The organism is Streptomyces sp. NPDC002619 (assembly GCF_042889305.1).
In the GTDB taxonomy this organism is placed as follows: Bacteria; Actinomycetota; Actinomycetes; order Streptomycetales; family Streptomycetaceae; genus Streptomyces.
Map to the genome: position 1 here is coordinate 79,211 of NZ_JBIAQV010000018.1, position 21,277 is coordinate 100,487.

Consider the following 21,277-nt stretch of genomic DNA (forward strand, 5'->3'; position numbering starts at 1 on the left):
GGGCTCGTGTTGTACTTCGTACACGGCCATCGCCGTTCCCGACCTGCCACACCCGCACCGTCCGAGAAGTGACCTACCCACAGTGCTGAACGATCTCGACGAACGCATCGTGCACGCCCTCGCCGAGGACGCCCGCCGCTCCTACGCGGACATCGGGCAACTGGTCGGACTCTCCGCGCCCGCCGTGAAGCGGCGCGTGGACCGGCTGCGCGCCACCGGAGCCATCACCGGGTTCACCGTACGAGTGGACCCGGCGGCGCTCGGCTGGGAGACCGAGGGGTTCATCGAGATCTACTGCCGGCGCAACACCTCGCCGGAGACCATCCAGAAGGGTCTGGAGCGCTACCAGGAGGTCGTGGCCGCGTCGACCGTCACCGGCGACGCGGACGCGCTCGTCCAGGTCTTCGCCGCCGATATGCGCCACTTCGAGCGGGTGCTGGAGCGGATCGCGGGGGAGCCGTTCGTGGAGCGCACCAAGTCGGTGCTGGTGCTCTCGCCCCTGCTGCGCCGCTTCACCTCGGGCGCGCCGGGCTGATCCGGCTCACCGGGACGCGCGGGCGACCGCCGCGAGCAGCCGCCGCATCCCGGCCGCGTGCCCGCCCGTGCCGATCACCAGCCGCCGGTAGAGCCCACCGGACGCGCCGGGGAAGACGGCCCGGGTCTCGGCGCGCAGACGCGAGCGACCCGGGCCTTCCGGTTCGAGGCGAACGATCAGCGCGTACGACGAGAAGCGGTGCCGGCCGACGAGCACCAGCTCACGTCCTGGTTCCGCGGCGAGCACCCGGAAGCCCGGCACCGTCGAGCCCACGGCAAGGGGCCGCAGTCCGGACGCCGTGCGATCGGCGCAGCCGACCAGGCGGGCATAGCGGACGGCGCCGGGACGGGTCGAGGTGCGCTCCAGCACCTCGACCGTGGCACGCCACACGGTGTCGGTACCCGCGGCGACGAGGAGGGTGTGTTCGTCGACGTACGGCAGCCCGGTGATCCCGGCGAGTTCCACACGGGCCCCCTTCGAATTCCGGTCCTACTCGGCCGTTTTGCGTGCCAGCGCGTTGTTCCCGATCGAATTGTGCACGCTGAAGCTCACCGCGTCCGAGCGATAGCGGTCGTCCGACCACTCCACGGGCCGGCCCTCGCGGGTCGTCGTCACCCGGCGGACGCGCAGCAGCGGGCTCGTGCGCCGAATGCCGAGCAGCTCGGCATCCTGGGCGCCCGCCGCCACCGCGTCGATGACGTGCTCGCCGTAGGCGAAGACCAGCCCCGTGTCGTCGTACAGGCGCTGGGTGACGGACGGGCACTCGGGCTCTATCGCCTCGACGGCGGGGGAGATCCAGTCGGCGTACACGGTGCGTTCCAGGAGCACCGGCTCGCCGTCCAGGCCGCGCACGCGCAGGACGTGCAACACCGGTGTGCCCTCGCGCAGTTGGAGCCGGACCGCGTCCTCGTTGGCCGCCGGGCGGTACTCCTGGAGCACGACGTGTCCAGTCGCTTCGCGGCCCATGGCCCGCGCCCACTGGGCGAAGCTGCGCAGTTCCTCGAAGCTCTGGCTCCGGCGGCTGGCGAGCACCACGCGGCGGGCGCCCTGGCGGGAGCCGATGAGCCCTTCGGCGGTGAGGGCGGCGACGGCCTGCCGGACCGTGCCGCGGGAGACACCGTAGTGCGTGGCGAGTTCCGTCTCCGCGGGCAGCCGGCTGCCGACTGTGTACTCCTCGCGGTCGATGGCCCGCCGCAGTTCGTCGGCGATCTCCTCGTGTCGCGCCGTCATGCGTCCCCTCTGAGTAGGCGGCTGTGCACAGCGTGAGCAGCCTAATCGACATTCCCGGGTGATTCGTGTCAGCCGGGAATGTGCAGGGAATCAGGGGCCAGGGTTTCTTCGATGTTTACGAACAGGACATCCACGACGGGCTGACTAAGGTCAACTTGTTCAGACAAGTTTTCCGCACCACCTCACCCTCGTGCGTATTCCTGGAGAGACCCGTGACCGTGTCCCTGCCGAGAACTGCCGTCCTTGGCGGCTCCCTCGCTGTCGTAGCCGTGCTCGCGCTGAGCGCCTGCGGCGCCGCCCCCGACAACGCATCGACCACCGCCGACGGCAAGAGCGCCGCCACCGCCACCTCAGCGGCCGACCTCGGCGGCATGGACGCCCTGGTCAAGGCGGCCAAGCAGGAGGGCGCGCTGCACATCATCGCGGTGCCCCGCGACTGGGCCAACTACGGCGCCATCATCGACGGCTTCCAGAAGAAGTACGGCATCAAGATCGAGGACGAGAGCCCCGACGGCTCCAGCCAGGACGAGATCAACGCCGTGACCTCCCGCAAGGGCCAGGACCGTGCCCCCGACGTCCTGGACCTCGGCAGCTCCTTCGCGCTCAGCGCCGCTCAGCAGGGCCTGCTCGCGCCCTACAAGGTGGCCTCGTACGCCGACATTCCCGAGGGCCAGAGGGACCCGCAGGCCCGCTGGTTCAACGACTACGGCGGCTACATCTCCATCGGCTGCGACGCCAAGCGCGTCAAGGAGTGCCCCACCACCTTCAAGGACCTCCTCAAGCCCGAGTACAAGGGCCAGGTCGCCCTCAACGGCAACCCCACCAAGTCCGGTTCGGCGTTCGGTGGCGTGTACGCGGCGGCCCTCGCGAACGGCGGCTCCTTCGACGACATCCAGCCGGGCCTCGACTTCTTCGCCAAGCTGAAGAAGAACGGCAACTACACGCCCGTCGAGTCGACCCCGGCCACCGTCGAGAAGGGCGAGACGCCGATCAGCATCGACTGGGACTACCTCAACGCCGGTTACGCCGACGAGTTCAAGTCCAAGGGCGTGGACTGGAAGGTCGCCATCCCCACCGACGGCCAGTACGCCCAGTACTACTCCCAGGCCATCACCAAGGACGCCCCGCACCCGGCGGCCGCCCGCCTGTGGCAGGAGTACCTGTACAGCGCCGAGGGCCAGAACCTGTGGCTCAAGGGCTACGCCCGCCCGGTGCTGATGACGGCCCTGGACAAGGCCGGCACCCTCGACAAGGCCGCCGCCGCCAAGCTCCCGCAGGTCTCCGGGACGCCCTCCTTCCCGACCGAGGACCAGCAGAGCAAGGCCAAGACGGTCCTCTCCCAGGGCTGGTCGAAGGCCGTTTCCGGATGACCGCCGCTCTCACGCGCGCGGATGTGGCGCCGACCGCTTCGGTGAAGCGGCGGCGCCACGCCCCCGGCTGGCTGGCCGTCGTGCCGCTGCTGGTGTTCACCGCGATCGCCTTCGGCATCCCCGCCGTGGCCATGCTGAACGGCGCCTTCACGGTCAAGGACCAGTCGACGGGCGCCAGTTCGTACACGGCCGCGAATCTGAGCACCTCGCTGCAGGGGCCGTACCTCACCGCCCTCCTGGGCAGTGTGAAGCTGTCCGCGATCTCCGCCGCCCTCGCGGTCGTGCTCGGGCTGCCGCTGGCGCAGGCCGTCGTCACCTCGCGCTCCCGCGCGCTGCGCGAGGCCGTGCTCACCGCCTCCGGGGTTCTCGCCAACTTCGGCGGCGTCCCGCTGGCCTTCGCCTTCGTCGCCACGCTCGGCAACGCCGGTGTGCTGACCGTCCACCTGGGCCTCGCGGACAAGGGCTGGGACCTGTACAGCTTCTGGGGCCTGGTGATCGTCTACCTGTACTTCCTGATCCCGCTGATGGTCCTCACCATCACCCCGGCCCTGGACGGCCTGCGCTCCCAGTGGCGCGAGGCGGCCCGCAACAACGGCGCGACCACCGTGCAGTACTGGCGGCACGTGGCCCTGCCCGTCCTGGCGCCCTCGCTGCTCGGTGGCTTCGTGCTGCTGTTCGGCAGCGCCTTCGCGGCGTACGCCACCGCCGCCGCCATGGTGGGCAGCGCGGTGCCGCTGGTCACCCTGCAGATCGCCGACGCCATCTCCGGCAACGTGCTGATCGGCCAGGAGAACGTGGCCCTCGCCCTCAGCCTCGACATGGTCCTGGTCGCGGGCCTGGTCATGGCCGTGTACCTGCCCCTGCAACGACGGAGCGCCCGATGGCTCGACGCCTGACCCCGTGGCGATGGGCCGTGTTCGGCCTTGCCGCGCTGTACTTCCTGGTGCCGCTCGGCGCGTCCGTGGTCTTCACCGTCGACGTGCCCGGGCAGGGCGTCACCTTCGACGCCTACACACAGATCCTGTCCGCCGACGGCTTCGTTTCCAGTTTGGTGCTCTCGCTGGAGCTGGCCGCCGCCACCATCGTCGCAGTCCTGCTGCTGATGGTGCCCGCCGTGGTAGCACTGCGCCTCGGCGCACCCCGACTGCGGCCGGTCGTCGAGGTCATCTGCTCGCTGCCCCTGGTGGTGCCGCCGATCGCGTTCGTCGCCGGCATCGCGACCGTTCTGAAGTGGGGCCCGGATCATTTGTCGCGGACCCCGCTGTTCCAGACCTTCGTGGCGATCCAGAACCCGAGCTTCCCCGTCGTCCTCGTCCTCGCGTACGTCGTGATGGCGCTGCCCTTCGTGTACCGCGCGCTGGACTCCGGACTGCGCGCGATCGACGTGCGCACCCTCGTCGAGGCCGCCCGCAGCTGCGGCGCCTCCTGGCCGCAGGCCCTCGTACGCGCCGTGCTGCCCAATCTGCGCGGGGCGCTGCTGAACGCGGCCTTCCTCACACTGGCGCTGGTGCTCGGCGAGTTCACCGTCGCCCGGCTGCTCGGCTTCCAGCCCTTCGCCGTGTGGATCTACAACGTCGGCGGCTCCCAGGCCCAGCTGTCCGTCGCCGTGTCCGTGCTCAGCCTGCTCGTCACCTGGGCCCTGCTCCTCGCGCTCGCCGGTGCCGGCGGGCGTACCCGAACCGCTTCCTCCCAGGGATGAACGCATGACCGCCACCACGCTCGAGAAGGCCGCCACCGAGCAGGCCGCCACCGTCGAATTCCGGGGCCTGCGCCGGGAGTTCGGGTCCACAGTCGCGCTCGACGGGCTCGACCTGGCCGTGCGCCCGGGGGAGTTCCTGGCGCTGCTCGGCCCGTCCGGCTGCGGCAAGACCACCGCGCTGCGCATGCTCGCCGGGTTCGAACACCCCGACTCCGGCGCCGTGCTGGTCGACGGCCAGGACGTCACCCACGTCCCGGCCCACCGCCGCGACGCCGGGATGGTCTTCCAGTCGTACAGCCTCTTCCCGCATCTCAACGCCGTCGACAACGTCGCCTTCGGGCTGCGCATGCGCAAGGTGCGTACGTCCGAACGGCGGGCCCGCGCCGCCGAGTTGCTGGAACTGGTCGGCCTCGCCGACAAGGGCGAGCGGTTCCCGCACCAGCTCTCCGGCGGCCAGCAGCAGCGCATCGCGCTGGCCCGCGCGCTCGCCCTGCGCCCGCGCGTGCTGCTCCTCGACGAGCCGCTGTCCGCGCTCGACGCCAAGGTACGGCTGACGCTGCGTGAGGAGATCCGCCGGCTCCAGCGAGAGCTCGGCATCACCACCCTGTTCGTCACGCACGACCAGGAAGAGGCCCTGTCCGTCGCCGACCGGGTCGCCGTCATGCGCGCTGGCCGGCTCGAACAGTGCGCCGAACCGGCCGAGTTGTACGGCAGGCCCGCCACCCCCTTCGTCGCCGAGTTCGTCGGCACGATGAGCCGGATCCCGGGCGAGCTGAAGGACGGCACGGTCGCAGTGCTCGGGCAGCGGCTGCCCGCGGACGGCGAGGTGTCCGACGGCGCGGTCGACGTGCTCGTGCGGCCCGAAGCCGTCCATGTGTCGGCCGACGAGCAGGGCGACGCCCGCGTCGTCGCCACGGCCTTCCTGGGCGCGGTCGTCCGGGTCACCGTCCGGCTCGCCGACGACACCGAGGCCAAGGCCGACCTGCCCGCGCACGAGGCCGCCGGCCTCGGCGCGGGAACCGCCGTGAGCGTGTCGCTGCCCGAGCGGCCGGTGCTGGTGGCAGAACGTACCCAGAAGTGACGAGAGGCAGAAACGTGACCCCCCACCCCCGACTCCCGCTCCAGGCCGTCCTGTTCGACATGGACGGCACGCTCGTCGACACCGAGCGCCTGTGGTGGGAGGCGGTGGCACAGGTCGCCGGACGCCCGCTGACCGAGGCCGACCAGCCGGAGGTGCTCGGCCGCCCGGTCGAGCACACCGCCGCCTGGCTCGGCGCGGCCACCGGGCGGCCCGGTGGCGACCTCGCGGACGAACTGCACCGGAAGTTCGCGGACCGCGTCCGCACCGGCATCGTGCCCCGCCCCGGAGCCCTCGACCTGCTCGACGCGCTGGCCCGCGCCGGCGTCCCCACCGCCCTGGTCACGGCGTCCCCACGCGCCGTCGCCGACCTCGTGCTCGACGCCCTCGGCCCCGGCCGGTTCGCCGTCTCCGTCACCGCGGACGACACCGGCCGTACCAAACCCGCGCCCGACCCGTACCTCGCCGCCTGCCGTGCCCTCGGCGTCAACCCGGCGGCCTGTGTGGCCGTCGAGGACACCGAGACCGGCGTTGCCTCCGCCGAGGCGGCCGGCTGCACCGTCCTGGCGGTCCCGTCCCTCGCTCCGATCGACGCGGCCCCCGGCAGGACCGTCCGGGAGAGTCTCGTCGGGATCACCCCTCAGGAGCTGTACGAGATGGTCGCGCCCGAACTCCGCGTCATGTCCTGGAACCTGTGGCTCGGCGGCAGCCAGGTCGACGACCACCGGGCCAAGCAGCTCAAGATCATTCTGGAGAGCGGCGCGGACGTCGTCGGCCTCCAGGAGACCGGGGGCACCGCGGCCCAGGAACTCGCCGAGGCCCTCGGCTGGCACCACCATCGCGCCGGGGAGAACCTCGGCGTCATCAGCCGACACCCCGTCACCGCCCGCTTCGGCGACCCGGACGTCGGCTTCTACGGAGCCGCCGGAGTACGCATCGAGGTGGCCCCGGGCCGCGCGGTCGACGTATGGACCGCGCACCTCGACTACACGCCGTACGGCCCCTACGAAGCCGCCTTCGACGGGCTCGGGGAAGCGGATCTCATCGCCCACGAAGAGGTGCGCCTCGCCCAGATGCGAGACACCCTGCGCCGGATGGCCGAGGCGGCCGACGACGCCGTACCGGTCGTCCTCGTCGGCGACTTCAACTCCCCGTCCCACCTGGACCGGCCGGACGTCGAGTGGCCCGTGACGAAGGCCGCGGCGGAGGCGGGGCTGCGCGACTCCTACCGGGAGGCCCACCCGGACCCGGTGGCCGAGCCCGGTCACACCTGGTCGCCGATCCACGCGCTGCACGAGGACGGCAGCGGGCGCCGGGAGCCGCAGGACCGCATCGACTTCGTCCTGCACCGCGGCCTCACGGTGCTCGGCTCACGGACGCTCGTCACCGGCACCCCGCGTCCCTGGCCCGACGTCGCGGACAACGACTGGCCCTCGGACCACGCGGCCGTGGTGACCGCGTTCCGACTGGGTTCACCGGTTTGACCGGTGTGTTACCCGCGGCAACCAATGCGGTCGTGGTGACGATCCCGTAAGTTGTGCCGAACTTTCTACTGACTGGTAACACCGGCAGGTAATCCAGGCGCTGGCCCGTCGCCCGTCCCACCACCGTGCGCTCCCGGATCGTGGCGCTCGCACTCGCCCCGGTCGTGGCCCTGATGGCCCTGTGGGGCTTCGCCATGGTCTCGGTCACCGGCGAACTGCGGGCGCTGATCCGGCTCCAGGGGGTGTACGAGGTCTTCGGCACCCCAGTGGACACGGCCGTCGGCCAGATCCAGATCGAACGCCGGCTGCCCGCCACGTACCTCGGCACACGTCTCGACACGGCCGCCGCCGGCGACCTGCTCGCCCAGCAGCGTCGCACCGACCGCGCCGTGAACGCCATGCGCGACGCGATCCGGGACGGCGACCGGCTCACCGCCCGGCAACGGCACGCGCTCGACGCGATGGTGGACGCGACCGACGGGCTGGAGAGGCTGCGGGAGCGGGTGCTGTCCCGCGACGTCACCTGGGACCAGGCCGTTGCCGCATACAGCGCCCTCCGTCGAACTGGCCGCGGACGCGGACCTCCCGCTGACCGCCGTCAGGGTTCTGCTGGGCGACCTCGCGGAGGCGGGCTTGGTCCGTATCGAGGAGCCTCGCGGTGCCGCGCGAAGTGGTCCTGCTGCCGATCCGGAGCTGTTGCGAGAGATCGTCGAACGGCTTCGGGCGTTGTAGGCCTGTGTCGCTCTGTTCGACCTGGTGCGGCGTGGCCTGCGGCTGGTGGTTGAGCTGGCTGCGGATGTCGACCTTCCGCTGACGGTGGTGCGGGTGCTGTTCGGTGGCCTTGCCGAGGCGGGTCTGGTCCGTATCGAGGAGCCTCGCGGTGCCGGGCGAAGTGGTCCTGCTGCCGATCCGGAGCTGTTGCGGGAGATCGTCGAACGGCTTCGGGCGTTGTAGGCCCGTGTCGCTCCGTTCGACCCGGTGCGCCGTGACCCCGGGCTGGTCGTCGAGCCGGCCGTGGATGTCGACCTGCCGCTGACCGTCGTGCGGGTGCTGCTCGGTGGCCCTGCCGAGGCCGGTTTGGTCCGTATCGGTGAGCCCCACCAAGCCCCGCACAGCGGCTCCGCCGCCGATCCGAGCCGCTTCGGGTGCTCCAGGCCCGCTACACCCACTGTGACCTGCGCCTCAGCGGCGATCGGGGCGCCGTCGGGTCCGCGCAATGAATCGCCGTTCGAGCGATGGTGCACGCAACGAACTGCTTATCGGCGCGCAACGGCTCCTTCTTGTCCGGCCGAGCCCGGCGACCGTACCGTCTATCTGGCCCCCCAAACCCCCCTTTGCACCGGTGAGGATCACGCATGCGCACCGCCCTGCTCCAGAGCTCCGGCCGCCCCGGCTCCGGCGTCGAGAACCTCAAGGTCCTCGCCAAGGCCGCCGCCCGTGCCGCCGCCGCGGGCTCCGCGCTGCTCGCCGCACCGGAGATGTTCCTCACCGGCTACGCGATCGGCGACGGCATCGCCCGCCACGCCGAGCCCGCCGACGGCGACTCCGCGGACGCGATCGCCGAGATCGCCACCCGGTACGGCCTGGCGATCGCCTACGGCTACCCGGAGCGCGACGGCGAGACGCTCTACAACTCCGCCCAGCTGATCTCCGCCGACGGCACCCGCCTCGCGAACTACCGCAAGACGCACCTCTTCGGCTGCTTCGAGCGCGACCACTTCACCCCGGGCGAGCAGCAGGTCGTACAGGCCGAGCTGAACGGCCTGACCGTGGGCCTGATGATCTGCTACGACGTCGAGTTCCCGGAGAACGTCCGCGCCCACGCCCTCGCGGGCACCGACCTCCTGCTCGTGCCCACGGCGCAGATGCACCCGTTCCAGTTCGTCGCCGAGTCTCTCGTCCCGGTGCGGGCCTGGGAGAACCAGATGTACGTGGCGTACGTCAACCGGGTCGGCCCCGAGGGCGAGTTCGAGTTCGTCGGACTGTCCGTCCTCGCCGGCCCCGACGGCATCGCCCGCACCCGCGCGGGACGCGGTGAGGAACTCCTCCTCGCCGACGTGGATCCGGCCTTCCTGGCCGCCTCCCGCGAGGCGAACCCGTATCTCAAGGACCGCCGCCCCGGCCTCTACGGGTCCCTCGTCTGACCCACCCCCTCAAGCTTCCCCCGAGTACCCCCGCGCAAGGAGTCCGTACCCCATGACGTCCACGGTGCCCAACGCCGTCCAGCACGCCGACGAGCAGCAGCCGCCGATCACCATGTTCGGCCCGGACTTCCCGTACGCGTACGACGACTTCCTCGCCCACCCGGCGGGCCTCGGCCAGATCCCCGCCACCGAGCACGGCACCGAGGTCGCGGTCATAGGCGGTGGCCTCTCCGGCATCGTGGCCGCCTACGAGCTGATGAAGATGGGCCTCAAGCCCGTCGTCTACGAGGCCGACCAGCTCGGCGGCCGACTGCGCACCGTCGGCTTCGAGGGCTGCGACGAGTCACTGACCGCCGAGATGGGCGCGATGCGCTTCCCGCCGTCCTCCACCGCGCTCCAGCACTACATCGACCTGGTCGGTCTCGAGACCCACCCGTTCCCCAACCCCCTGGCCGAGGCGACCCCGTCGACCGTCGTCGACCTCAAGGGCGAGTCGCACTACGCCGAGACGATCGACGACCTGCCCCAGATCTACCGCGATGTCGCCGCGGCGTGGAACAAGTGCCTGGACGAGGGCGCCGACTTCTCCGACATGAACCGCGCCATGCGCGAGCGGGACGTGCCGCGCATCCGGGAGATCTGGGCGAAGCTCGTCGAGAAGCTCGACAACCAGACCTTCTACGGCTTCCTCTGCGACTCCGAGGCCTTCAAGTCCTTCCGGCACCGCGAGATCTTCGGCCAGGTCGGCTTCGGCACCGGCGGCTGGGACACCGACTTCCCCAACTCCATCCTGGAGATCCTGCGCGTCGTCTACACCGAGGCCGACGACCACCACCGCGGCATCGTCGGCGGCTCCCAGCAGCTGCCGCTGCGCCTGTGGGAGCGCGAGCCGCAGAAGATCGTGCACTGGGCGTACGGCACCTCGCTCAAGTCCCTGCACGAGAACGGCGAACCCCGCCCGGCCGTGACCCGGCTGCACCGCACCACCGGCAACCGGATCACGGTGACGGACGCGAACGGCGACATCCGTACGTACCAGGCGGCCATCTTCACGGCCCAGTCCTGGATGCTGCTCTCCAAGATCGCCTGCGACGACTCGCTGTTCCCGATCGACCACTGGACGGCGATCGAGCGCACCCACTACATGGAGAGCTCCAAGCTCTTCGTGCCCGTCGACCGGCCCTTCTGGCTCGACAAGGCCGTCGACGACAGGGGAAATCCGACCGGCCGCGACGTCATGTCGATGACGCTCACCGACCGTATGACGCGCGGGACCTACCTCCTCGACGACGGCCCGGACAAGCCCGCCGTCATCTGCCTCTCCTACACCTGGTGCGACGACAGCCTGAAGTGGCTGCCGCTGTCCGCGAACGAGCGGATGGAGGTCATGCTGAAGTCGCTCGGCGAGATCTACCCGAAGGTCGACATCCGGAAGCACATCATCGGCAACCCGGTGACCGTCTCCTGGGAGAACGAGCCCTACTTCATGGGCGCGTTCAAGGCCAACCTGCCCGGCCACTACCGCTACCAGCGGCGCCTGTTCACGCACTTCATGCAGGACCGGCTGCCCGAGGACAAGCGGGGCATCTTCCTCGCCGGCGACGACATCTCCTGGACGGCCGGCTGGGCGGAGGGCGCTGTCCAGACCGCGCTGAACGCGGTCTGGGGCGTCATGCACCACTTCGGCGGCACGACCGACGCGACCAACCCGGGCCCGGGCGACGTCTACGACGAGATCGCACCCGTCGAACTCCCCGAGGACTAGACCCCGGCGGCCCGCGCCTTCTCGTACACCTCCGCCGCGACGTCCTGGAGTTCCTGGGCGTCGCGCGGGGTGGTCTGGAGGTCGACGAGGATCTCTTCCAGGCCGATCGCGGCGTGGGCGACCAGGTCCTCGACGATCTGGTCGGCGTCGCCCTGGAACGGCCGCCGTCCGGCACCTCCGTGCGGCTTGGCCGACCACGTCGCGTTCGCCCGCAGGACGGTGCGGATCGGCTCCGGGCGTCCGCGCTCGACGGCCAGGTCCTGCACCTGCCGCCACTGCGCCGCGATCTGCTCGACGTCCATGCCCACCGGCAGCCAGCCGTCGGCGTGGTCGACCAGCCGGCGCAGCGCCCGCCGGTTGCCCGCGGCCAGCAGGATCGGGATGGGCCGGACGGGCTTGGGGCCGACCACGGCCGACTCGATCTTCGTGATACGGCCGTCGTAGTGCACCGGGTCCGGGCCCCACACCGCGCGGCACACCTCGATGATCTCGTCGAGCACCTTGCCGCGCTCCTCGAACGGCCGGATCCCGGAGGCCGCGTACTCGTCCAGCGACCAGCCCGTGCCGAAGCCCGCGAGGACCCGGCCGCCGCTCGCCGCGTCCAGCGAGGCGAGGGCCTTGGCCAATTGGAACGGCTCGTGCAGCGGTGCGACCAGCACGCTGGAGCCGAGGGCGGCCCGTTCGGTGGCCGCGGCCGCCAGGGCCAGGGTGACCAGCGGGTCCGCCACATTGCGGTAGCTGTCGGGCCAGGGGAGGCCCTCGATGCCATACAGGCCCTGGGTGGCGGGCTCGGGGAACAGGGCCCGCTCGAAGACCCACAGGCTGTCGTAGCCGATCCGTTCGGCCGCGCGTGCCACGTCGGGCACGTCCTTGCCGATCGCGTACTGCCGCATCTGGGGAAGGCCGAGGCCGAGCCGGGTCGCCATGTACCGGTGCTCCTTCGCAGTCGGGTGACTGTCGATCAACGTACAGTGATCGCTGGGTCGTTCCGGGGGACGGCTCGCGCGACGGCCGGATCAGTACGGCCGTGGCGTGACCGGCATGGGCCGGATGAGTACGGCGGCGCCGTGAAGAGCTTGGGCCCGGATCAGTCCGGCAGCGGTGTGAGTAGCATGCGCCCGGCGAAGCCGACGGCCGCGTCCAGGCGCTCGGTGAACTCCTCGGCGACGTCCTCGCAACCGCGCAGCGCCCACAGCGCCCGTGCCGCCGCCCACGTGGCGTCCCGCGCGCGCTCCAGGCTCCACGCGCCGAGCAGATGGGTGAGCGGATCCGCGATCTGGAGGAGATCGGGGCCCGGCATCAGATCCTCGCGGATGCGCTCCTCCAGCGACCCGAGGAGATCGCCCACGCGGTCGAACTCGTCCTCCAGATCGGCGGGTTCGCAGCCGAGCGTGCGACAGGCGTCCACGACGGCGAGCGCCAGGTCGTGGCCGATGTGCGCGTTGATGCCCGCGAGCGCGAACTGCAGGGGTCGTACGCCCGGATGGTGGCGGAACTGGAACAGCGGCCGCCAGCAGGCGGGCGGTCGGCGGTCGTCGGCCACCGCGTCGACGGCGGCCAGATACCGCTCCGCGAACCGCACGTCCAGTGCGATCGCGGCTCGCGGGTCTGCGAACCGGCCCGTGTCCAGGCGCCGTTCGACCTCCTCCGTGACGGCAAGGTAGACGCGGTTGAACACGGCGACGCCGTCCCGCTCCGGCAGGCTCGCGTCGAGCGCGCGCATCCGGGAGACGACGGCGTCGACGGAAGGGATGAAGTGGTCCAACTGCGCCATGGGGGCAGGGTCCCAGCCCGGGGCCGCCCGGCGTGCCGACGGGGCCGACGCTTCCCCACAACGGGGGAACGTGCCCGTGGCACGGGGGGCTGAAAGAGGGGGGACCAGCGCGGTGGCCGCGCGCCTAGGAGCCGGCGCGCCGGCCGTTCTCCGTCTCCGCCCCGGTGTCGTACGTGGACGTGCCCTCGTCCAGCAGCGGCTCCTGCCGCTTGAGGTGGGCGGGGGCGAAGGCGCGCAGGGCGTGGTAGCCGGTGATGACGACAAGGGTGCCGAGCGCGATGCCGCTGAGGGAGAAGTTGTCGGAGAACTTCATGGAGACGTTGCCGACGCCGATGATGATGCCGGCGGCGGCCGGGACCAGGTTCAGCGGGTTGCGCAGGTCGACCTTGGAGTTGCTCCAGATCTGCGCGCCGAGCAGGCCGATCATGCCGTACAGGATGACGGTGATGCCGCCGAGGACGCCGCCCGGGATCGCGGCCACGATCGCGCCGAACTTGGGGCAGATGCCGAAGAGCAGCGCGAAGCCGGCGGCGGCCCAGTAGGCGGCGGTCGAATAGACGCGGGTCGCGGCCATCACGCCGATGTTCTCGGAGTACGTGGTGTTGGGCGGACCGCCGACTGCGGTGGAGAGCATGGAGGCGACGCCGTCCGCGGAGATCGCCGTGCCGAGCCTGTCGTCCAGCCGGGTGCCGGTCATCTCGCCGACCGCCTTGACGTGCCCGGCGTTCTCGGCGACCAGCGCGATGACCACGGGCAGGGCGACGAGGATCGCCGACCACTGGAAGCTCGGCCCGTGGAAGGACGGCAGGCCGATCCAGTCGGCCTTGCCGACGCCGGAGAGGTCGAGGCGCCAGTGGTCGGTGAGCTTGCCGCTCGCGTCCACCGAGTGGATCTTGCCGAGGACCCGGTCGGACGCCCAGGAGAATCCGTATCCGAAGAGCAGACCCAGGAAGATCGCGACGCGCGACCAGAAGCCGCGCAGACCGACGACGGCCAGACCGGTGAACAGCATGACGAGCAGGGCCGTCCACTGGTCCTGTGGCCAGTACGTCGCGGCGGTCACCGGGGCGAGGTTGAAGCCGATCAGCATGACGACCGCGCCGGTGACGATCGGCGGCATCGTGGCGTGGATGATCCGGGCCCCGAAGCGCTGGACGGCGAGACCCACCAGGAACAGCGCGACGCCGACGACGAAGACCGCGCCGGTCACGGTGGCGCTCGTGCCGCCCTGCGCGCGGATCACCGCGGCGACGCCGACGAAGGAGAGGGAGCAGCCGAGATAGCTGGGCACCCGCCCGCGGGTCGCGAGCAGGAAGATCACGGTCGCGACGCCGGACATCATGATCGCGAGGTTCGGGTCGAGGCCCATCAGCACGGGCGCCACGAAGGACGCGCCGAACATGGCGACCACATGCTGGGCGCCCAGCCCGACGGTGCGGGGCCAGGAGAGCCGTTCGTCGGGGCGTACCACCGCTCCGGGCGCGGGCGTACGCCCGTCGCCGTGCAGTTTCCAGCGCACGCCGAGATCCATGGTGGGGTTTCACTTTCTCTGTACATGAAGACGTTCCGCACCATTGTCAGGGGTACCTGGTGCCTCTACGCTCACACGGTCCTATTCATGAACTGTGTTCACGTATCTGATCGGAGTGCTTGATGAGTGGAAGACCCCGAGCGGCCGTCCTGCTGGCCGCGCTGGCGGCCTTCGTCGCCGTCCTCGTCCCCTCCGCCCCCGCCCAGGCGGCGCCGAAGGTCCCGCACACCGCCGTCCTGGACGGCGCCCGGCTTCAGGCAACGAAGCTCCTCCTGGACCATGGCGACCCCCAACTGCGCGGCGCGCTCGAGGACTTGACGGCCCGCGCCGACACCTGGCTGGACCAGGGACCGTGGACGGTCGTGGACAAACCCAAGCCCGCGCCCGGCGGCGACGTCCACGACTACCTGAGCCAGGCCCCCTACTGGTGGCCGACCACGACGCCGACCGCCGACAACCCCTGGGGCTGCCCCTACGTCCAGCGCGACGGGCAGCGCAACCCCGAGGTCGACAGCGGCACCGACCGCCAGGACGTGGAGAAGGTCTTCGACTCGACGTACGACCTCTCGCTCGCCTGGTACTACACGGGCGAGGCGCGCTACGCCCGCAAGGCCGGGCAGATCCTGCGCACCTGGTTCCTCGACCCGGCCACACGGATGAACCCCAACCTGAATCACGCCCAGTTCATCCCCTGCAAGTACGACGGCCGGGCCATCGGGATCATCGACTTCTCGCAGTCGTACACGAGCGTCGTCGACGCGCTCGCCATCCTCGACACGGGAGCCCCCGGCTGGAAGAAGGATGACCGCGCCGGAATGGCCCGCTGGAACACCGACTTCCGCGACTGGCTGGCCGACAGCGACTTCGGCCACCAGGAGGGCGCGACCGCCAACAACCACGGCACCTTCTACGACATGCAGCTCGCCGCCCTCGCCTACGCGACCGGCGACGAGGATCTGGCCCGGCGCACGGTGCTCGACGCACGCGCCCGGCGCATCGACCCGCAGATCGCCGGGGACGGCAGCCAGCCGCAGGAGCTGGCCCGGACCCGTAGCTGGCACTACTCGACCTTCGACCTGGTCGCCTACACCCGGCTCGCGGCCATCGGCCGGCACGTCGGCGTGGACCTGTGGACGTACGAAGGGCCGGACGGGCAGAGCCTGTTCAAGGCCGTGGACTTTCTGCTGCCCGCCGCGACCGGAGCCGCCGCATGGCCGTATCCGGAGCTGGAGTTCCTCCGGTACGCGGCCAGTGACGTCGTGCACGCGGCGGCGGACGCGGGCGACCAGGCGGCACAGCAGGCGGTCCCGCTCCTTGAGGCGCCGCCGGGCGGTGACCTGTGGGCCCTACGGCCCGCCGCGGAGCAGCTGGACTCGATCGCGGGCTGACCAGGGGCTTCCCGGCCGGGACTCCTGAGCGCTCGCTTAGGATGGGGTGTCCCCACCGCCCCGCCGCGATGCTCAGGAGCCCCACCCGTGACCGCCGAAGCCCCGCCCACCCCCGCCCTGTCGTATGGCCGGCTGATCCCCGTCACCGTCCACTTCGACGATCTGGACGCGCTCGGGCTGCTCCACAACGCCCGCTACCCGGTGATGGTCGAGCGTGCCTGGACCGAGCTGTGGAACGAGAAGGGCGTCCGCTTCGAGGGCGACTGGGCGGCCGCCGGCGACGCCTGCAACGCCGTCAAGGAACTCCGCGTCAGCTACGAGGCGCCGGTGACCAGGCCGGGCACCTACGCCGTCCACCTGTGGCTGGAACGGCTCGGCACGACCGGCCTGACCTACGGCTTCCGCTTCTGCTCGGTCGACGGAGCACTCACGTACGCGCACGGCACCCGGGTCCTGGTCCGGCTGGACGCGGCCACGCTGCGCCCCGCTCCCTGGAGTGAGGGCTTCAGGGCCGCGGGTCGGGAACTGCTGCGGTCCGCGGACTGACCGCGGCCTCGCCACGGGCGCCCCGCCCTCCGGTGCGCAGCACGCCCGCGAACATCGCGAGTCCGGCGGCGAGCACCGTCACCAGGCAGAACGACACCACCAGGCTGGTCGCCTGCGCCACACCGCCGATCAGGCTGGGCGCGATCAGCCCCGAGGTGTACGTGATCGTTGCCACGCCCGCGATCGCCTGACTGGGGTTGGGGCCGCTGTGCCCGGCCGCCGCGAAGCACAGCGGTACGACGACCGCGATGCCCAGCCCCATCAGCGCGAACCCGGCCATCGCCACCGCCGGATGGCCCGCGACGACGATCAGCAGCCCGCCGAGCACGGCCAGAACACCGCCCGCTCGGACGGTACGGACCGCGCCGAACCGGTTCACCACCGCGTCCCCGGCGATCCGGGCCACCGCCATGGTCAGCATGAAGCCCGTCGTCGACGCCGCCGCGAGCCCCGCGGAGCTGTCCAGCCGGTCCCGCAGGAACACCGCCGACCAGTCCAGGCTGGCGCCCTCCGCGAACACCGCGCAGAAGCCGACCGTGCCGATCAGCAGCGCCGACCTCGGCGGCAGCGCGAACCTCGGCGGCGGTTCCTCGTCCTCGGCGGGCTGTACGTCCAGCACCTGACCCGAGACCAGCAAGCCGAGCAGGGTCAATACGGCCGCCGCCAGCGCGAAGTGCACACGGGCGTCCGAACCGAGGTGCGCGGCGAGGGTGCCGGCCGCCGAGCCGACGAGGGCGCCCGCGCTCCACATGCCGTGCAGCCCCGACATGATCGACTTGCCGAGCAGCCGCTCCACCTCGACACCGAGCGCGTTCATGGCGACGTCGGCCATGCCCGCGCTCGCGCCGTAGACGAACATCGCCAGGCACAGCGTGAACAGGTTCGGCGCGAGTCCTGGCAGGACCAGGGACAGCGTCCAGAGCACGAGGAGGCCGCGCAGGGCCGTACGGCTGCCGAAGCGGTGGCTGATCCGTCCGGCCAGCGGCATCGCGCAGGAGGCGCCGAGCGCCGTGAAGGCCAGCGCGAAGCCCAACTGGCCCGCGCCCAGCGAGGCATGGTCCTGGATCCACGGCACACGGGTCGCGAACGAGCCGGTGACGGCACCGTGCACGGCGAACACGGCCGCCACGGCGTATCGCGCGCGCCTCACCTCGTGCTCCTCGAAACCCACGTCACTCATGGTCCAGCCCCTCCCCGGGTGGGTCATCCGCCGCGTGCCCCGCTCTGTGCCCGCTGCACCGCCGTAAACTATCAGGGACCCTGCCTGATAGATAGATGGTTGTCCGGCCGCCGAGTGCCGGCGACGACGTGCCGGTCCGGTTCGCCGATCTGGGAGGATTCCCGTCATGCCCGCATCACCGAGCACCGCCCGGGCCATCAACGACCGGCTCGCCCTTGGGCTGCTGCAGGAGGAAGGCCCGCTCACGGCAGGGCAGTTGAAGCAGCTGACCGGGCTGTCCCGGCCGACGGTCGCCGACCTCGTCGAACGCCTTGCCGCGGCGGGCCTGATCACGGTGGTCGGCGAGTCCGGCGAGCAGCGCCGGGGCCCCAACGCCCGGCTGTACGGCATCGTCGCCGACCGGGCCCATCTGGCCGCGCTCGACGTGCGCACCGAGGGCGTCTCCGTGCTCGTCTCCGATCTGTTGGGCCGAGTGCTCGCCGAGGCGTCCGTGCCGATCGGCGGGGACACCGGGACGGGGCCCGCGGTGGAACAGGCGGTGACGCTGGTGGAGCGCGTGGCCAAGGAAGCCGGGGCCGACCGGCTGCACACCGTCGGCATCGGCGCGCCGGGCCTCATCGACCCCGCCACGGGCGAACTCCGTGACTCGACCGGGCTGCCCGTCTGGCACCGGCGGTTGGTCACGCCCCTTCAGGAGCGGTTCCCCCAGGCCCGCGTCACGGTCGAGAACGAGACCAACCTCGCCGCCCTGGCCGAGCAGCGCGAGGGCGCCGCCCGCGATCGCGACACCTTCGTCCTGCTCTGGCTGGGCCACGGCGCCGGAGCCGCCGTCGTCCTCGACGGCACCCTCCGCCGCGGCGCCTCCGGCGGCACCGGAGAGATCGGCTTCCTACCGGTTCCGGGTACGGCGTCGCTGCCCTCGGCGACGGACTGCGAGGGCGGCTTCCACTCGCTGGCGGGGGCCGCGGCGATCGGGGCGCTGGCCGTGGCCCACGGACTGCCCGGAGACCCGGACGGGGACGGCCCGATCGCGGCGGAGGCGGTCCGGGCAGCGGCGGCGACCGCCGCTCCCGGCAACGCGGCCGACCGCTTCCTCGACACCCTCGCCGAGCGGATCGCCATTGGCGCCGCGTCTGTCGTCGCCATCCTCGACCCCGGCTGTGTGGTCCTGGGCGGCGAGGTCGGCCAGGCCGGGGGAGGAGAACTCGCCGACCGCGTGGAGTCCCGGCTGCGCCGCATGTCTCCCCTGGTCACGGAGGTACGCGCGACTGCCCTGGGCGGCGGAGCGGTCCTACGAGGTGCCCTGCTGACGGCCCGGGAACGGGCCCAGGACGAACTGTTCGCACCACCGGAACGCTGAGTGGCGACAGGGCGAGAGGCGCCCGCGCGCCCCGGCGTCACTTCCCCCCCACCACCCCCGAACCGCCGCTCCAAGTACTCCTCGAACGTCCCCTTCCCACCCGCGTGCTCCGGTGCCAGATGCCCGCCGGCCCGAAAGGCGGCGTACCGTCCTGCCGAACAGCGCGACGCCGAGCACGGCACGGCGTCGCCCTGTCGCCCGCAGATAGGCATGGGCCAGTGACTCGATCGTCCGTGCCTCGGGGCCGCCCAGGTCCGGCACGCGTCCCGCGGGGCGCCCCGCCGCCAACTCGGCGAGTCGGGCCGCGACTTCGGTCACCTCGACCGGCTGGTCCGGGACGTCCGCCGGCAGCAGCATCACCGGCGACTTGGCGAGGGCCTGGAACAGTCGGACCAACAGGTCGTGGAACTGCGTCGCCCGCAACAGCGTCCAGCCGAGGCCCGACTCCTCGACCAGCTTCTCCACGGCGAGTTTCAACTTGTAGTAGCCGAGAGGCACCCGGTCGACACCCACGATCGAGATGTGGACAAGGTGACCCACCCCGGCCCGCCGCGCCGCCGCGATCAGGTTCGTCGCCGCCCGCTCGTCACCGCCGCTCGGCGTGGTCGCGCAGTGCACGACCGTGTCCACGCCCGCCACGGCCGCGTCCAGGTCGGGACCGCCCTTGCGCAGGTCGACGGCGTACGGCCGGGTGTGGCGGCTGAGCACCCGCACCTCGTGCCCGTCCGCCCGCAGCCGCTCGGCGACGAGCCGGCCGAGCGTTCCGGTCCCGCCGGTCACCAGGATCGTGGTCATGCTGTTCCGTCCCTCCCGACACCGGGCGCTCCCCGGTGGAGCACCCTTCGCCGGCTCAGACTCAGCAGCCCCCGCGGAATGTGACAACCCCGCGGAGTTTCTTCAGGAACGGGCGAGCTGGCGCCGTACGAATTCCAGCTTGTCCGGGTTCGCCACGGCATGCACCCGCGTGATCAGCCCGTCCCGCAGCTCGAAGCAGACCACCCCGACCACCGTGGCGCCCGCCCACGCCAGCAGCGCGGCCGCGCCGTTGACCTCGGCGACCGTGTAGTCCAGGCCCGCCGCGAACTTCCGCGTGCCACCGGCCAGGAACCGGGCGACCGCCGCGCGCCCCTCGGCCGGCCGCCGGGCTGCCGAGACCTTGCCGCCGCCGTCGCTCCACCAGATCGCGTCGGCCGCGAGGAGCTTCTCCAGGCCGGCCAGATCCCCGTCCCGGGCCGCCGAGATGAACGACGTGACCAGCTCCTCCCGCCGCTCCGGAGCCGGTTCGAAGCGGCCCTCCCCGGAGGCCACCCGCCCCGCCGCCCTGCGGTACAGCTGACGGCAGTTGGCCTCGCTCAGGTCGAGGACGCCCGCGATCTCCCGGTGCCCGTAGCCGAACGCCTCCCGCAGCACGTACACCGCCCGCTCGGCCGGAGTGAGGCGTTCCAGCAGGACCAGCATCGCCAGGGACACCTCGTCCCGCTGCTGCGCCGACTCCAGGGGGCCGAGTGTGCCGTCCGCCGTCAGCACCGGCCCCGGCAGCCAGGTCCGACGTACCGCTCGCGCCGGGCGCGGGCCGAAGTGAGCCGGGTGAGGCAGAGGTTGGTGACCACCTTGGCGAGCCAGGCGCCGGGGTGCTCGATCTCCGTACGGTCGGCGTCGGTGAAGCGCAGATAGGCGTCCTGGACCGCGTCCTCGGCCTCGTCCGCCGAACCGAGCAGGCGGTAGGCCGGCCCGAACAGACGCGTGCGGTGGGTCTCGAACTCCTCGGCGAGCGACGTGGTCACGCGCTCACCCTGCCAGAACCCCACAAAGGTCCTGGAGGCCCGACGGCGGGCAAGGGCCGTCGTCACCGCCGCCGGGCCCGCTCGAACAGTAAAAGGACTAGACCACAGTGGTCAATAGATCGGGTGTGGCTCAAGATCGGTCATGTGTAAGGGAGTTGAGCCCGTGCCAGGCTGCTGCGCAGACCGGCGTCATGGTCTGTGAGCCACTCCACATCCTGCGCCTGTCTGGATGACGATCGGGCGTGGCACACTGGCCGTGTACCAGAAGCAGCGCACTCCGGGGTCGGTGAAAATCCGAACCGGCGGTTACAGTCCGCGACCCGGTCGCTTCCAGCGGCCGGTTGATCAGGTGAAATTCCTGGACCGACGGTTAAAGTCCGGATGGGAGGCAGTGCGCGGCGGGCGGGCA

At 71.5% G+C, this 21,277-nt stretch carries 21 protein-coding genes, 2 pseudogenes and 1 riboswitch; of the genes and pseudogenes, 14 read left to right on the forward strand and 9 right to left on the reverse strand.

Annotated elements, in window-relative coordinates; all coding sequences use genetic code 11:
* The first annotated feature begins 82 nt into the window (after positions 1-82).
* A complete protein-coding gene (locus ACFYXB_RS26090) occupies positions 83-535 on the forward strand; it encodes an Lrp/AsnC family transcriptional regulator (protein ID WP_389586433.1) in 453 nt (150 codons plus the stop codon).
* A gap of 6 nt (positions 536-541) precedes the next feature.
* Here ACFYXB_RS26090 and ACFYXB_RS26095 read toward each other — a convergent pair whose 3' ends face one another.
* Positions 542-1,000 carry a hypothetical protein gene (locus tag ACFYXB_RS26095; protein WP_389586435.1) on the reverse strand — a complete coding sequence of 153 codons (459 nt, stop codon included), beginning with the start codon at positions 998-1,000 and terminating at the stop codon, positions 542-544.
* 24 nt (positions 1,001-1,024) lie between these two features.
* The gene (locus ACFYXB_RS26100; RefSeq protein WP_389586437.1) at positions 1,025-1,765 is read right to left on the reverse strand and encodes a GntR family transcriptional regulator; all 741 of its coding nucleotides are present in this window, start codon (positions 1,763-1,765) and stop codon (positions 1,025-1,027) included.
* A 212-nt stretch (positions 1,766-1,977) separates the two neighbouring features.
* Between ACFYXB_RS26100 and ACFYXB_RS26105 the strand changes: the two genes are divergently transcribed.
* The 10 genes and pseudogenes from ACFYXB_RS26105 (at position 1,978) to ACFYXB_RS26150 (ending at position 11,305) form a co-directional block, all read left to right on the forward strand.
* Positions 1,978-3,135: an extracellular solute-binding protein gene (locus ACFYXB_RS26105; RefSeq protein ID WP_351355901.1), complete on the forward strand. Its 1,158-nt coding sequence runs from the start codon at positions 1,978-1,980 to the stop codon at positions 3,133-3,135.
* A complete protein-coding gene (locus ACFYXB_RS26110) occupies positions 3,132-4,031 on the forward strand; it encodes an ABC transporter permease subunit (protein WP_351355904.1) in 900 nt (299 codons plus the stop codon). The genes ACFYXB_RS26105 and ACFYXB_RS26110 overlap by 4 nt, the downstream gene beginning before the upstream one ends.
* On the forward strand, positions 4,016-4,834 hold the full coding sequence (locus tag ACFYXB_RS26115; protein WP_351355907.1) for an ABC transporter permease subunit: 819 nt from the start codon (positions 4,016-4,018) through the stop codon (positions 4,832-4,834). The genes ACFYXB_RS26110 and ACFYXB_RS26115 overlap by 16 nt, the downstream gene beginning before the upstream one ends.
* Before the next feature lie 4 nt (positions 4,835-4,838).
* Positions 4,839-5,915, forward strand: coding sequence for an ABC transporter ATP-binding protein (locus ACFYXB_RS26120; protein ID WP_389586439.1), 1,077 nt, complete (start codon positions 4,839-4,841; stop codon positions 5,913-5,915).
* A 14-nt stretch (positions 5,916-5,929) separates the two neighbouring features.
* On the forward strand, positions 5,930-7,396 hold the full coding sequence (locus ACFYXB_RS26125; RefSeq protein ID WP_389586441.1) for an HAD-IA family hydrolase: 1,467 nt from the start codon (positions 5,930-5,932) through the stop codon (positions 7,394-7,396).
* Positions 7,397-7,590: 194 nt separating this feature from the next.
* Positions 7,591-7,893, forward strand: a pseudogene (locus ACFYXB_RS26130) (nitrate- and nitrite sensing domain-containing protein); the annotation flags it as partial.
* 40 nt (positions 7,894-7,933) lie between these two features.
* Positions 7,934-8,128 (forward strand): DUF742 domain-containing protein, encoded by a 195-nt coding sequence (locus ACFYXB_RS26135; RefSeq protein WP_389586544.1) that lies wholly within the window; start codon positions 7,934-7,936, stop codon positions 8,126-8,128.
* A 45-nt stretch (positions 8,129-8,173) separates the two neighbouring features.
* Entirely contained in the window at positions 8,174-8,350 is a 177-nt protein-coding gene (locus tag ACFYXB_RS26140; protein ID WP_389586443.1) for a DUF742 domain-containing protein, read from the forward strand.
* 401 nt (positions 8,351-8,751) lie between these two features.
* Entirely contained in the window at positions 8,752-9,540 is a 789-nt protein-coding gene (locus ACFYXB_RS26145; RefSeq protein WP_351355916.1) for a carbon-nitrogen hydrolase family protein, read from the forward strand.
* Between the two features lie 52 nt (positions 9,541-9,592).
* Positions 9,593-11,305: a flavin monoamine oxidase family protein gene (locus ACFYXB_RS26150; RefSeq protein WP_389586445.1), complete on the forward strand. Its 1,713-nt coding sequence runs from the start codon at positions 9,593-9,595 to the stop codon at positions 11,303-11,305.
* Here ACFYXB_RS26150 and ACFYXB_RS26155 read toward each other — a convergent pair.
* The 3 genes from ACFYXB_RS26155 to ACFYXB_RS26165 all read right to left on the reverse strand — a co-directional run bounded on the left by ACFYXB_RS26155 (position 11,302) and on the right by ACFYXB_RS26165 (position 14,610).
* Entirely contained in the window at positions 11,302-12,231 is a 930-nt protein-coding gene (locus ACFYXB_RS26155; protein ID WP_389586447.1) for a TIGR03619 family F420-dependent LLM class oxidoreductase, read from the reverse strand. The two genes, ACFYXB_RS26150 and ACFYXB_RS26155, sit on opposite strands and share 4 nt — an antisense overlap.
* A gap of 161 nt (positions 12,232-12,392) precedes the next feature.
* Positions 12,393-13,079: a DUF5995 family protein gene (locus ACFYXB_RS26160; RefSeq protein WP_351355924.1), complete on the reverse strand. Its 687-nt coding sequence runs from the start codon at positions 13,077-13,079 to the stop codon at positions 12,393-12,395.
* 124 nt (positions 13,080-13,203) lie between these two features.
* A complete protein-coding gene (locus ACFYXB_RS26165) occupies positions 13,204-14,610 on the reverse strand; it encodes a uracil-xanthine permease family protein (RefSeq protein ID WP_389586449.1) in 1,407 nt (468 codons plus the stop codon).
* A 122-nt stretch (positions 14,611-14,732) separates the two neighbouring features.
* Here ACFYXB_RS26165 and ACFYXB_RS26170 point away from each other — a divergent pair, with 122 nt between their 5' ends.
* Together ACFYXB_RS26170 and ACFYXB_RS26175 are read left to right on the forward strand one after the other, a co-directional pair.
* The gene (locus ACFYXB_RS26170) at positions 14,733-15,998 is read left to right on the forward strand and encodes an alginate lyase family protein (RefSeq protein WP_351355930.1); all 1,266 of its coding nucleotides are present in this window, start codon (positions 14,733-14,735) and stop codon (positions 15,996-15,998) included.
* A gap of 87 nt (positions 15,999-16,085) precedes the next feature.
* Positions 16,086-16,544: an acyl-CoA thioesterase gene (locus ACFYXB_RS26175; protein WP_389586452.1), complete on the forward strand. Its 459-nt coding sequence runs from the start codon at positions 16,086-16,088 to the stop codon at positions 16,542-16,544.
* Here the strand turns inward: ACFYXB_RS26175 and ACFYXB_RS26180 are convergent.
* Positions 16,504-17,724 (reverse strand): MFS transporter, encoded by a 1,221-nt coding sequence (locus tag ACFYXB_RS26180; RefSeq protein WP_389586454.1) that lies wholly within the window; start codon positions 17,722-17,724, stop codon positions 16,504-16,506. The genes ACFYXB_RS26175 and ACFYXB_RS26180 overlap by 41 nt on opposite strands.
* Positions 17,725-17,890: 166 nt before the next feature.
* Between ACFYXB_RS26180 and ACFYXB_RS26185 the strand changes: the two genes are divergently transcribed.
* The gene (locus ACFYXB_RS26185) at positions 17,891-19,084 is read left to right on the forward strand and encodes an ROK family transcriptional regulator (protein WP_389586456.1); all 1,194 of its coding nucleotides are present in this window, start codon (positions 17,891-17,893) and stop codon (positions 19,082-19,084) included.
* A 56-nt stretch (positions 19,085-19,140) separates the two neighbouring features.
* Here ACFYXB_RS26185 and ACFYXB_RS26190 read toward each other — a convergent pair.
* The 3 genes and pseudogenes from ACFYXB_RS26190 to ACFYXB_RS26200 all read right to left on the reverse strand — a co-directional run.
* Positions 19,141-19,879: pseudogene (locus ACFYXB_RS26190) on the reverse strand (SDR family oxidoreductase); the annotation flags it as partial.
* Between the two features lie 102 nt (positions 19,880-19,981).
* Positions 19,982-20,611, reverse strand: coding sequence for a sigma factor-like helix-turn-helix DNA-binding protein (locus tag ACFYXB_RS26195; RefSeq protein WP_389586458.1), 630 nt, complete (start codon positions 20,609-20,611; stop codon positions 19,982-19,984).
* On the reverse strand, positions 20,605-20,868 hold the full coding sequence (locus ACFYXB_RS26200; protein ID WP_389586460.1) for a sigma factor: 264 nt from the start codon (positions 20,866-20,868) through the stop codon (positions 20,605-20,607). The genes ACFYXB_RS26195 and ACFYXB_RS26200 overlap by 7 nt, the downstream gene beginning before the upstream one ends.
* 268 nt (positions 20,869-21,136) lie before the next feature.
* Positions 21,137-21,267, forward strand: a riboswitch (FMN riboswitch).
* The last annotated feature ends 10 nt before the right edge of the window (positions 21,268-21,277 follow it).